This is a genomic window from Solimonas variicoloris DSM 15731, assembly GCF_000382285.1.
In the GTDB taxonomy this organism is placed as follows: domain Bacteria; phylum Pseudomonadota; class Gammaproteobacteria; order Nevskiales; family Nevskiaceae; genus Solimonas; species Solimonas variicoloris.
In genome coordinates, this window is record NZ_KB907935.1 from 1 (window position 1) to 11,913 (window position 11,913).

Sequence of the window (11,913 nt, forward strand, 5' to 3'; positions counted from 1 at the left end):
GGCCGGCATGGCGATCCAGTACATCCAGCCCGGAAAGCCCAACCAGAACGCCTACATCGAACGCTTCAACCGCACGCTGCGCAACGAACTGCTGGACCAGCACCTCTTTTCCAGGCTCGACGACGTCCGCGAAGCGGTCTACTGGTGGATGCTGGAATACAACGAGCAAAGACCCCATGACTCGCTCGGCGATCTCACGCCGATCGAGTACGCTCAAGCCGCCAGAAGCTCTGGGTTTGAACTGTCGCCTTGACGGGGAAGCTTACGCTGAGGCAGGCCGTTGGCGTTGTAGGTCGTCGAATAGACCGTCTGTCCCAGGGTCTGATTGACCTTCTGTTTGACTTGGCCCAGTACCCATTTCGCCTGGTTGTAGGCGTCGTCATTGGCGAGCGTGACCTGCTCCTGGACAGGCGTCTGGCCTGGGATGCTGTTGAAGCGCTTGGTCTGCACGGCGTTGCCGTAGCGGTCGAACGCTAGTGCTTGCCACGTATACGTGTCGCCGTCTTGTTGGACGGTGCGTTGATTCAGCGGTGCGAGCTTGGTGAGCAGATCGGTATTGAGGGTTGTCGTGAACAACGTGCCGATCTGCGCAGGGTAGGGGCCGGCGCTCGGACTGTTGTACAGCTGATTCGCGCTCCGCATCGTCGTTGCGTCAGCGGCCGAGACAGCGGAGCTGAGCAGCTGTCCCTCTGTGATGCCCCAGCGGTTGCTGAAGGTGTAGGTGGTCGAGCTGGAATCGGGTTCGGTGACTTTCGTCCAAATCGCCGTCGGGCACGTTGTTGTCGAGCAATCCACCGCAAAACTCGCGTTGGGCGCGGAGTACTGATAAGTCCAGGTTTGCGCGGGCAACGATGGACCCGCCAGAGAACGCGAAAGCAGTGTCGGTGTTCTGGAAGCGGCAGGAGAGAGTGCCCACTTCCCCCCTGTCGCTGGGATCGCGCTGACGCAATGCAACGGCACGTACGATTTGCCGTGTGTCTGGGATGAAATCTGGAATGTGCCGACGACACCAGATGGATGGGTAATGGTGACGGCACCACCGTTAACGTAGTTGCCCCCTACGTCCTTGCACTCGGGGAAAGGAAGATCGTTGCGATCCTCGGGGTAGGCAGCCGCGACATTTTCAAGATTGAAGATCCATTGGCGTGAGTCCGGCTGAGTCAGTGAGCTTAGCCGCACTGGGGCGGTGCTTTGGGTGGGGTTTTGGTACTGATATGTCCATGCCCGGGGTGCGCCGCTCGAAGGTTGAGCGGTGATCTTGGAGATAAGGTCAGCATCGGAGCGCCATTCGACGCTGAGTGCACGTCCGTCGCTGGAGCTAATCGCCGTTAGTTTGGCCCCGCTATAGGAGTAGGTGACGTAGTTTCCGAAGCGGTCTTCGATGCGGCTCGGAAGCATCGAGGCTTCATACTGCGGAAGGCTCCAGGTATAGCCGGGTCTGGAGGCGGTAGCCGTCATCCGCGCATAGATGATGCTTGGCTTGGCCTTGAACACGAGCCAGTCCATCCAGTATTTCGTCCCGCTGGGATCAACGACCAAGAAGCCCTCGCCCGGCTGCCCGTTGGAAGTTGAAGGCAGGCAAGCGATCATCCAGTGCTGTTTGGTGACGAGCGGAAAGCCGGTCGGAAGACCAGTCCCTAGCCCCGTGGGCGCGAGCGTGTTCGAGGCGGCGCGCTTCAGCAGTTGCTGCGCGCCTTTTCCCGGTACGACGAGGTTATATCCGTTCCACCACCATTCAGTGGAGAACCCTAATGGCCCACCGCCGTACCAATTCTGTATGTATGCCGAGCTGTCCGGCATGGCCATCTGCGAGCATCGAGCGCCAGGGTTCCACGCGGCGCTTCCCATCATGGTTGTGATGCGGGGAAGCTCCAGCACCCAGTCGCCGAATTCGCCGTTGCGCTTACGCCACTGAACATCGTTTTTGTTCACCCACCTCCCCGGCGAGAACGAACGCGTAACAGCGACAGCCGGGCCAACGCCGGGCAATGAAACGTCAGTTTGCTCGAATGTGATTCCGCCCGAATAGAGATCTATCTGCTCGCCGAAGGGAGTGTCGCTCAATGGCTGGAGCGTTCCTCCGGCCTTCATCCTCTGCTCGTAGAGCGACTCCGGACTAACGCCGTCATCGGATGTTGTGGATCCGCCGCCGCTTCCGCCGCCGCCGTCCTCAGGGTCGCAGCTGGGGCAGACGGCCGACACGGAGGGCGCCCACGCGGTAGCTGCCATGAGCAGCAAAAGGGACGTAAGGAGATGGCCCATGGTGCGGGCGGCGAGTGTCTTGAGCATGATTGAACCCCCTGTTCTCGGGGTTGAATCTACGCCACGGAACTTCGCACTGACTGTACAGCTGGCGGTGAGTTTGTGACGCAGTGCTCCTTGGCTTCGCGGGTCATGAAAATAAAGACGCCCCGCGGAACCAGGTTCGCGCGGGGCGTCATCTAGCGCGGCGAGGGTGATCTACGGTGCGGCTTTCAGCTGCGCCTCGCGAATCGCCTTGAATTCCGAGCCGTCCTTCCACGTCGGCCAGGTCGTGCCGTTGGCGACGGCGTAGCCGGTTTCGAACAGCAGCCGTGCATCCTCGGCGCCGCCGGACAAGTCCCAGTCCGGTTTCACTTCGTCGGATGGTTTGTGATAGTCGTTCGCCGTGTACACGGCGCGCCTCGCGGCGCCGTAGCCGTCCGGCTTGCCGATCACCTGTTCGCCCGCCTTCGGATAGAGCGCCGGCACGCCGCGCTTGGCGAACTCGAACTGGTCGGAGCGGTAGTAGAAGCCCTTCGGCGTGTCGGTGTCCGGCACCACGACACGGCCGTGCTTCGCTGCGATCGCCGTGAAGGTGCCCTCGAGCGTGTTCTGGCCGGTGCCGATGATCTGGATGTCCTTCGTCGGGCCGAGTGTGTTGAGCACGTCCATGTTGAAGTCGGCCAGCGTCTGCGTCAGCGGATAGAGCGGATGCGCCGCGTAGTACTGGGCGCCGAGCAAGCCCTGTTCCTCGGCGGTGACGGCGGCGAACAGCACGGAGCGCTTCGGCGCCTGCGGCAGCGCCGTGTAGCCCTTGGCGATCGCCAGCAGGCCGGCGGTGCCGGAGGCGTTGTCGGCGGCGCCGTTGAAGATCGGATCGGGCAGCGAGTCGTCGCGGCCGAGGTGATCCCAGTGTGCGGTGTAGACGATGTATTCGTTCTTCAGCTGCGGATCGCTGCCGGGCAGCACGGCGACGACATTGTGCGACTGCACTTCGCGCACCTTGTTGCGGATCGTGAAGCTGGCCTTGGCCTTCAGCGCGACCGGCTTGAAGTCGCGCGACAGTGCTGCTTTTTTCAGCGCGTCGAAATCGTAGCCGGCGGCGCTGAAGAGCTCATGCGCCTTGTCGAGCGTGATCCACGACTGCACCGGCACGCGGCTCATGTTCTTGTCGGCGGCGGCGAGGCTGAACTGTTCGCCGCCCCAGCTGTGCTCGACCACTTCCCACGGATACGCGGCCGGAATCGTCTCGTGGACGATGATCGCCGCCGCCGCGCCGAGGGTGGAGGCGATCTCGTACTTGTAAGTCCAGCGCCCGTAGTACGTCATCGCCCGGCCCTTGAAGTAGCGGGCATCGAGCTTTGACGGATCGTTCGGGTCCGGCACCGCCGGATCGTTGATCAGCATGACGAGGGTCTTGCCCCGCACGTCGAGCCCCTTGTAGTCGTCCCAGCCGTACTCCGGCGCCTGCACGCCGTAGCCGACGAACACGATATCGGAGTCCTTCACCTTCACTTCCGGGACGAAGCGCTGCGTGGCGGCGACGAAGTCGTGCTTGGGTTCGAGCTTGATCGACTTGCCGCTGACCTTCAGCTGCATCGTCGGCGTGCCGCTGATGCCGACCATCGGCACGTTCTGCACGTAGCGGCCGTCCGGATTGCCCGGCGCGAGGCCCAGCGCCTTGAACTGCGCCGTGAGGTAGGCGACGGTCTTGTCTTCGCCGACGCTGCCCGGCAGGCGGCCTTCGAACGCGTCGGAGGCCAGCACCTTGATGTGGTCGAGGATCAGATCGCCGGTGATTGCCTGGCCGGCCTGTGCGACCGGGTCGATCGGCGCGGGCGCCGGCGCCGCTGCCGGCGCAGGCGCGACCTCGGATGGCGGCGTCGCGCAGGCCGCGAGCGCGGCGGCGCCGACGCCGATCAGCAGCTGCTTCATCATCGCTTTGCTCCGTGGATGCAAGCCGGGAACGTCGAAGTGGGATCGCGCGCGGTGGCTCATTCGCCGCCGCCGATCCAGCGCTTCAGCCAAGCCTGCACGGTGTCGTGCCACTGCACGCTGTTGTGCGGCTTGAGCACCCAGTGATTCTCGTCCGGGAACACCAGCAGTTCGGACGGCACGCCGCGGCGCTGCAGCGCCGTGAACGCGGCGATGCCCTGTTCGACCGGGATGCGGAAGTCCTTCTCGCTGTGGATCACCAGCATCGGCGTCTTCCAGTTCTTCACGTAGTTCGCCGGATTGAAGCGCTCGTAGGCCTGCGGGTCTTCGTACTGCGGCTTGCCGTGCTCCCACTCGTCGAACCACAGCTCCTCGGTGGCGTAGTACATCATGCGCGCGTCGAACACGCCGTCGTGGTTGACGATGGCCTTGAACGCGTCCGGCCAGTTGCCGGCGATCCAGTTCATCATGAAGCCGCCGTAGCTGGCGCCGAGCGCCGCGGCCTTGTCGCCGTCGAGAAAGTCGTAGTGCTTGAGCGCGTGCGCCCAGCCCTTCTGGAGATCTTCGAGCGGCTTGCCGCCCCAGTCCTTCGAGATCGAATCGGTGAAGGCCTGGCCGTAGCCGGTCGAGCCGTGGAAGTCGATGAACACCACCGCGTAGCCCATGCCGGCGTAGACAGCCGGGTTCCAGCGGTAGTGCCAGTCGTTGCCCATGCTGCCCTGCGGGCCGCCGTGGACGATGAAGGTGACCGGGTACTTCTTGCCCTTGACGTAGTTCCACGGCTTCATCACGTAGCCGTAGACGGGTTCGTCGTTCCAGCCGGCGAACTTGAACTGCTCGAAGGCGCCGAAGCGGACGTTCTTCAGACGCTCGGCGTTGACCTGCGTGAGGCGCGTCGCCTGGGCCGGCGCGGCGAGGTCGGCGAGGTAGAAGTCGGCCGGCGCGTTGAGGTTGTCGAGGGCGTAGACCAGCGTGCGCCCGACGAGGTCGAAGCCGCCGACGTGGCCGTCGCCGGTCAGCGCCTGCGCCGCGCCGCTGACGACGTCGATCGCGAAGATGCGGTGCTGGCCGAGATCGTCGGCGTGCGTGTAGATCGTCTTGCCGTCGGCCGAGAAGACGATGCCGCTGGCGGAGCGGTCCCAGCCCGGCGCGACTTCGCGCACCGCGCCGGTCGCCAGATCGCGCAGCATGATGCCGTAGCGGTCGGCCTCGAAGGTCGGGCGCTTCATCGCCAGGTAGGCGAGGCTGCGGCCGTCCGGCGAGAACACCGGCACGGTGTCGGTCGCTTCGTTGGCGGCGGTCAGGTTGCGCGGTTTGGCGGAGCCGTCGGCCGGCACCTGCCACAGATCGAGATTGGTGCTCCAGGCTTCGGTCTTGCCGGCGATGCGCGCGGTGAAGACCACGGTCTTGCCGTCCGGCGAGATCGTGTATTCGGTGTCGTCGCCGAACGGCTTGCTCGGCACGTCGCCGTCGATGTCCTGGCTCAGCAGCACCGGCGCGCCGAGCTTGCCGTCGGCGCCGAGCACGGCGCTGAACAGCTGCGAGCGGCTGCCGTTGGACCAGGTATCCCAGTGCCGGATGAACAGGCGGTCGTAGGTGGTGCCGGTGCTCTTGCGCGCGGCGAGCTCGTCGAACTTCTTCTTGCTGCAGGCGAGGTCACCCTTGCAGTCGGTGAAGACCTCGACCGAGAACACGATGCGCCGGCCGTCCGGCGACAGCACGAAGCTGCCGACGTCGAGCGGCAGCTCGCTGACCGGCAGCGCTTCGCCGCCCGCCATCGGCAGGCGCCAGATCTGCTGGCTGCCGCCGCGCGCCGACAGGAAGTACACCGACTGTCCGTCGGCCGACCAGCGCGCGCTGACGTTGGAGCCCTTGCCCGACGTCAGCGGCCGCGACTGCCGCGTGCCGAGATCCTGCAGCCAGATCTGCGTGACGCCCTTGTTGGCGTCGTAGTCGGTCGTGCGCAGTGCGTAGAGCAGCTGCTTGCCGTCCGGCGACAGGCGCGGATCGGAGACGCGGTCGAGCATGACGAGGTCGCGCGCCGTGATCGGCTGACCCTTGGATTTGTCGGACATGGGGGTGGCGCTGAGGGCGGAAAGCGACATCGTGGCGAGCAGCGCGCCGGCGAGCAATCGGGTCATGAAATCTCCAGGTAGGGCGGCGCCCGCGCAGCCGGCGCCGCCTGAAACAAGCTGCGATGGTAAACGCTCGCGCTGCCGTCGCACTGAGGGAATCACCCCAGCGGCGGGACCGCGATCGCGCCTCGCGCTCGCGCAGCGGTCGGGCCGCTGACTACACTGCGGCGATGGCCGATCCGCACCATGCCGACATGACCCGCAGCGCCCGCTCCGTTGCCGACGGTGATTTCCTCGGCCATCCGAAAGGCCTCTACGTCTGCTTTCTCACCGAGATGTGGGAGCGCTTTTCGTTCTACGGCATGAAGGCGCTGCTGCTGCTGTACTTCATCAAGTACCACCGCTTCAGCGACGATCACGGCTACAACCTGATCGGCGCCTACGGCGGGCTCGTCTACGCGGCGCCGGTCTTCGGCGGCATGGTCGCCGACCGCTGGCTCGGCATGCGCAAGAGCATCCTGCTCGGCGGTGTGCTGCTGTGCCTCGGCCATTTCGCAATGGCAGTCGAAGGCCATCCGGCGCGCGTCGTCGACGGTGCGATCGTGCGCGACGAGGCGGCGCTGCAGGTTTTCTATTTCGCGCTGGCGCTGATCATCGTCGGCGTCGGCTTTCTCAAGGCCAACGTCTCGACGCTGGTCGGCCGTCTCTACGACGAGCAGGACCCGCGCCGCGAAGCGGGCTTCTCGATCTACTACGCCGGCATCAACGTCGGCGGCCTGTTCTCCGGCCTGCTCTGCGGCTGGCTCGCCGATCGCTACGGCTGGGGTTACGGCTTCGGCGCCGCCGGCATCGGCATGCTGTTCGGTCTCGCCAGCTTCACTTTCGGCCAGCGCTATCTGCATGGCCGCGCCGAACCGCCGCAGCCGGCGCGGCTGCGCGAGCGCCTGGCGGCCGGCGTGTCGCGCGAAGGGTGGATCTATCTGGCGACCTTCGCTGGCGTCATCGCCGGCTGGCAGCTGATCCAGCGCCACTCGCTGATGCTCGTCGTGCCCGGACTGCCGGCGATGAGCGCGGTGCTGTGGGGCATGCACGCGATCGCACTCGCGCTGCTGGCCTGGATCGCCTGGTTCCTCGTCGTGCGCTGCAACCGCGTGCAGCGTCAGCAGATGCTCGTGCTGCTGGTGCTGATCGGCTGCTGCCTGGTGTTCTTCACGCTCTACGAGCAGACCTACGGATCCTGGGTGCTGTTCTCGGACCGCGTGATGAACCGTGAGACCGTGCTGCTCGGCTGGCGTCATGAATGGAGCGCCGAGCAGCTGACCTCGCTCGGCTCGCTGTTCATCCTCGCGCTGGCGCCGCTGTTCGCGTGGCTATGGCCCTGGCTCGACCGGCGCGGCCTCAATCCGGGTAAGCCGGCGAAATCGGCGCTGGGCCTGATGCTGGCCGGACTCTCGTTCGTCGTGCTGGTCTGGAGCGCGCGGCATCCGCAGGCCAATGGCCTGACCGCGCTGTGGTGCTTCGTGTTCGCGTACTTCGTGCTGGAGCTCGGCGAGATGCTGCTGTCGCCGATCGGGCTCGCCGCGGTGACGGAGCTGTCGGTCGCCAGCGTGGTCGGCGTGATGATGGGCGCGTGGTGGCTCGGCACCGCCTATTCGGAAGTGCTGGCCGCCGCACTTGGCAAGCTGTCGGCGCTCGAGCTGCCGGAAGACGGCACGCTCGTGGTCGCCGACGCGCTGGCCAAATACGACGCGCTGTTCGTGTGGTCGGCGCAGATCGGTATCTGCGCGGGCCTCGTCGTGCTCGCGCTCGTGCCGCTGCTCAGGCGCGGCATGCACGGCGTGAAGTAAGGTGTGCGCGCGGCGCGTGCGTCAGCGCCGGCGCCGCCACAACGCGGCGAACGCCAGCGGTGCGAGCAGCAGGCCGAGCGCGCCGCCACCGCCCTCGCTGTCGGAGCCCGTGGTGCCGCCGGTCGTGGTGCCACCCGTCGTCGTGCCACCCGTCGTCATGCCGCCGGTCGTGGTACCGCCAGTCGTCGCGCCGTTGCAGTCGATGGCGCTCGCCGCGCCCGGATTCTTGCCGTCGAGGCTCGTGCAGCCGCTGCCGCCAGCGAGCGCGGCCTTGAGCGTGGTGCCGGTGGTGCTGGTCGCGGTCCAGGCCTTGTCGAGGCGGGCGAAGTAATCCGGATCGCCGTTGTTCTGCAGACCCGAGCAGGCGCCGGCGCCGCCGGACAGGGTGCCGACGATGCGCTTGTGCTGGTTCAGCAGACCGGAGCCGGACGAACCGCCCTCGGTCGTGCCGGTCGCCCAGTAGACCTCCCAGCTGTCGACGCGGAAGCCGTCGCTGCAATTGTTGGTGCTGCCGATGCAGATGCCGTTCTGCGCGGTCGCCGCCCGCGTGTAGAGGCTGATCTTCTTGTCGTCGCCGGACGGGTGGTGGATCACCGCGCCGGAAGTCGGGGCCGAGCTGCTGACTTCCCATCCCGCGTAATACGCCCCGTAGTCCGCCGGCGTGCGCAAGGTGGTGTTGAGTTCGAACAGCGAGTAATCGGTAACCGTGCTGCCGCCCGCGTCGGCGAGCAGCGTCTTGCCGTGGATGTTCTGGTTCACCGGGCCGGCGGTCCCCGTTCCACAGCCTGAGCGCTCGACGTTGAAGTAGGCGATCGCCTGCGTGACGTTGGCGGAGGTGATTTCGCAGTGGTGCGCCGTCAGCACCAGCGCGCGATCGTCTTGTGCCGGGTTGTTGACGAGCGATCCAGAGCACAGATAGGTGTCGCCGGCGTTGACGATCGTCAGCAGCACGGTCGAGCGGATCTGGTCCGGATAATTGTCGCCGGTGGAGCAGGCGACGTCCTTCTCGCAGGCTCCCGATGATCCGCTCGTGCTCGAAAAACTCTTGGCGCTGAGTTCGCGATAGGCGTGGAAGGCGCGCGCGACGCGCAGGCCGAATGCCGATTTCTCGCTGCTCGGCATGCGCACTTCGAGCACGGCCTCGTCGCCGCGCGCGATCGGCGTGACCAGGCGGCTGCCGTCGGCGGCGCGATACGGGCCCTGCACGTCGTCGCCGCCGGCGGTGTAGAAGTACAGCGCGGCGTCGGCCGGCAGCCTGAGGTCTTCGAGCTGCAGGCTCAGCGACTTCGCGCCGCTCGAGGCGATGCGCAGGCGCCAGCGCGCGATGCCGGCTTCCGGCTCGTCCCAGGCGCCGGTCGCGGTCGTTGCCGACAGGGCGCTGCCGACCGCGAACTTCAGCGGCTGGCCCTTGGCTTGCGTGACCGCCGCCTTGAGGGTGCTGGCGTCGAGCTGCACGCGCGGCACGGCCGACAGGTCGCCGACGTCCGGCGTGTACGCCCACGCGGCGGCCGGCAGAACCAGCGACAACAGGGCAAGGGCCATCAGGCGCATCGTGCGTCTCCTCGACGATTTGGGAATGGGCGCTACTGTAAGGTGTCGCCGTGGCCGGGATGTTGCGATTTGTGATGTGCGCCACGCGCCAGGCGCGGCACACGCGCGCCGACCGGCGGTTGCGGCGTGCGGCGTCGGCCGGCTTACGCGGCCGGCGCCGCGCTGGTGAGCGTCAGCGAAGCGCCCGTCTCGCCGACGCGCAGCGCTGCCTCGAGCGCGCCGAGCTGCAGCACGAGGCTGGCGACGGCGCCGTCGCCGGCCGGCACCGCGTCGACGATCTCGCCGACGGCCTGCGTCTCACCCGCGGCGTGCACGGCCGTGCCCGGCGCCGGCGCCGGGCCGTCGATCCGCGCCGTGAACAGGCGTCGCTTGAGCTGGCCGAGGTAGTGCAGACGGGCGACGATTTCCTGGCCGGTATAGCAGCCCTTGTCGAAGCTGATGCCGCCGAGCAGGTCGAGATTGGCCATTTGCGCGACGAAGTGATCGCGCGTTTCCGGCAGCACGACGGGGATGCCGCAGTCGATGTCGGCGCGGCGCCAGAGCAGGCCTTCCGGTTCGCGCATCGCTTCCGGGATCTGCGCGCGCAGCGCGGCGATCGCCTCGCGCGGGCCGAGCACCGTAAAGCGCGTCAGCCGGCCGAGGCGGCGCACGACGGTCAGGCCGCGCGCTTCATCGCGCAGGCATTGCAGCGGTGCCGCGGGCACCGGCAGCTTGAAGAACGGCATCATCGCCGGCGCGTCGTCGCCGATCAGCGCCAGCGCGTCGAGATCGTCGGCCGGCGCGATCGCGACCTTGGCGCGCAGCACGAACATCTTCAGGCGCGCCAGCGTCGCGTCGGCGATCGCGCGCGGCAGTTCGATGAGGATGTCGTCGCCGCTGCGCACGAGATGCAGCACCGCCAGCATGCGGCCCTTGGGGCTGTTGTAGCTCGACAACTGGGCCTGTCCGGCGCTCAGCCGGCGCACGTCGTTGCTGAGCTGGCCCTGCAGGAAGGTCTCGGCGTCGGCGCCGGAGACGCGCAGCCAGGCGAGTTCGCGGGTATCGGTGATCAGCAGATTCATCGGTCGGCGGCCGCTTCGTTGCGGGATCGGGCGGAAATTTGTCACACTATTATGGATGCATCGCTCGCATCTTCGGATGCACATAACGCATTTGACCGCCTGATGTCTTCCATGCCCGACGATTCCCAGCCCGTTTCCGCCGCCAGCGCGGAACCGATCGCGCTGGCGGATCTGTTGCGGCAAGCGCCGGCCGAGGCAGCGCCGGACCGGGGGGCAGCAGCGCCGCCGGCTTCGGGCCAGGTCCGCGAGATCGGCGGACGCCGCGACGGGCCCGAACCGACCCGATACGGCGACTGGGAAAAAAACGGGCGCTGCATCGACTTCTGAGCCTCGTCGCATACCGCTGTTGAATCCGTCGCAAATCACGTCCCCATGGGAGCCGGAATGACTACGAAAAAACCCGCGCAAAGTCGCCCCTTGTCGCCGTTCATGCTGGGGCAGTACTACCGCTTCCAGTGGACCTCGCTGCTGAGCTTCGGCCACCGCATCACCGGCGTGGGACTGGCGCTGGGCACGGCGCTCGTCGCGCTGTGGCTGATCGCGCTGGCTGCCGGCCCGGCCACCTACGAGGCCGTCGCTCCGCACATCAAGGCCTGGTACGGCCAGATCCTGCTGTTCGCCTGGACCTGGGCGCTGATGTACCACCTGTGCAACGGCATCCGCCATCTGTTCTGGGACGTCGGCATGGGCTTCGATCTGAAGACCGCCGAGCGCTCCGGCTATGCGGTCGTCGTCGTTTCCATCGTTCTGACAGCGGCCGCCTGGGCGGTTGCGTATCTCGCCTGAGGACTGCCATGGCTAAGACTTCCAAGGATCTGCGCTCTCCGCTTTCGCGCGCCCGCGGCCTCGGCGCGGCGAAGGACGGCGTCCATCATTTCTGGGTCCTACGCGTTTCCGCGCTGGCCCTGATCCCGCTGTCGCTGTGGTTCGTGTTCTCGGTCGCCTGCCTCGCCAGCGGCCCGGCCGATTTCTATGCCGTGCAGCACTGGGTGTCGGCGCCGTCGGTCGCCGTGGCGCTGGTGCTGTTCCTCGCCACTGCGCTGTATCACTCGGTGCTCGGCGTCGAGGAAGTGATCCTCGATTACTCCACCGGCTCGGCGCGTCTGACGCTGCTGCTCGCCTCCAAATTCCTCCACGCGATCGTCGCGGCCGCCGGCATCTTTGCCGTGCTCAAGGTCGCGCTCGGTTAACGCATCGGGATCA

General features: G+C 66.6%; 10 protein-coding genes. 5 read left to right on the forward strand and 5 right to left on the reverse strand.

The genetic code is table 11. From position 1 onward, the window contains the following. The coding region (locus H149_RS0112675) for an integrase core domain-containing protein (protein WP_020650134.1) at window positions 1-253 on the forward strand (253 nt) is incomplete at its 5' end. Here the strand turns inward: H149_RS0112675 and H149_RS23250 are convergent. The 3 genes from H149_RS23250 to H149_RS0112690 form a co-directional block, all read right to left on the reverse strand. Further along, window positions 214-2,289: a hypothetical protein gene (locus H149_RS23250; protein WP_154654792.1), complete on the reverse strand. Its 2,076-nt coding sequence runs from the start codon at window positions 2,287-2,289 to the stop codon at window positions 214-216. The two genes, H149_RS0112675 and H149_RS23250, sit on opposite strands and share 40 nt — an antisense overlap. A gap of 171 nt (window positions 2,290-2,460) precedes the next feature. Next, window positions 2,461-4,179: a M28 family metallopeptidase gene (locus tag H149_RS0112685; protein ID WP_020650136.1), complete on the reverse strand. Its 1,719-nt coding sequence runs from the start codon at window positions 4,177-4,179 to the stop codon at window positions 2,461-2,463. A 56-nt stretch (window positions 4,180-4,235) separates the two neighbouring features. After that, window positions 4,236-6,317, reverse strand: coding sequence for an alpha/beta hydrolase family protein (locus H149_RS0112690; RefSeq protein ID WP_039748948.1), 2,082 nt, complete (start codon window positions 6,315-6,317; stop codon window positions 4,236-4,238). 188 nt (window positions 6,318-6,505) lie between these two features. Here H149_RS0112690 and H149_RS0112695 point away from each other — a divergent pair, with 188 nt between their 5' ends. Then, window positions 6,506-8,098 (forward strand): peptide MFS transporter, encoded by a 1,593-nt coding sequence (locus tag H149_RS0112695; RefSeq protein WP_039748969.1) that lies wholly within the window; start codon window positions 6,506-6,508, stop codon window positions 8,096-8,098. A gap of 21 nt (window positions 8,099-8,119) precedes the next feature. Here the strand turns inward: H149_RS0112695 and H149_RS0112700 are convergent, their stop codons facing one another. Both H149_RS0112700 and ygfZ read right to left on the reverse strand, forming a co-directional pair. Next, window positions 8,120-9,649, reverse strand: a complete 1,530-nt coding sequence (locus H149_RS0112700; RefSeq protein ID WP_020650139.1) for a trypsin-like serine peptidase — start codon at window positions 9,647-9,649, stop codon at window positions 8,120-8,122. 143 nt (window positions 9,650-9,792) lie between these two features. After that, window positions 9,793-10,710, reverse strand: coding sequence for a CAF17-like 4Fe-4S cluster assembly/insertion protein YgfZ (gene ygfZ, locus H149_RS20880; RefSeq protein ID WP_020650140.1), 918 nt, complete (start codon window positions 10,708-10,710; stop codon window positions 9,793-9,795). A 111-nt stretch (window positions 10,711-10,821) separates the two neighbouring features. On the opposite strand from ygfZ, the gene H149_RS0112710 reads away from it, so the two are divergent. Genes H149_RS0112710 through sdhD form a run of 3 tightly spaced genes read left to right on the forward strand, consistent with a single transcriptional unit; the run spans window position 10,822 to window position 11,900 of the window. Next, a complete protein-coding gene (locus H149_RS0112710; protein WP_211213596.1) occupies window positions 10,822-11,037 on the forward strand; it encodes a DUF1674 domain-containing protein in 216 nt (71 codons plus the stop codon). Window positions 11,038-11,094: 57 nt separating this feature from the next. Next, complete coding sequence (gene sdhC, locus H149_RS0112715) at window positions 11,095-11,496, forward strand: succinate dehydrogenase, cytochrome b556 subunit (protein ID WP_026353137.1); 402 nt, start codon at window positions 11,095-11,097, stop codon at window positions 11,494-11,496. A gap of 8 nt (window positions 11,497-11,504) precedes the next feature. Next, entirely contained in the window at window positions 11,505-11,900 is a 396-nt protein-coding gene (gene sdhD, locus H149_RS0112720; RefSeq protein ID WP_020650143.1) for a succinate dehydrogenase, hydrophobic membrane anchor protein, read from the forward strand. Window positions 11,901-11,913: the final 13 nt, after the last annotated feature.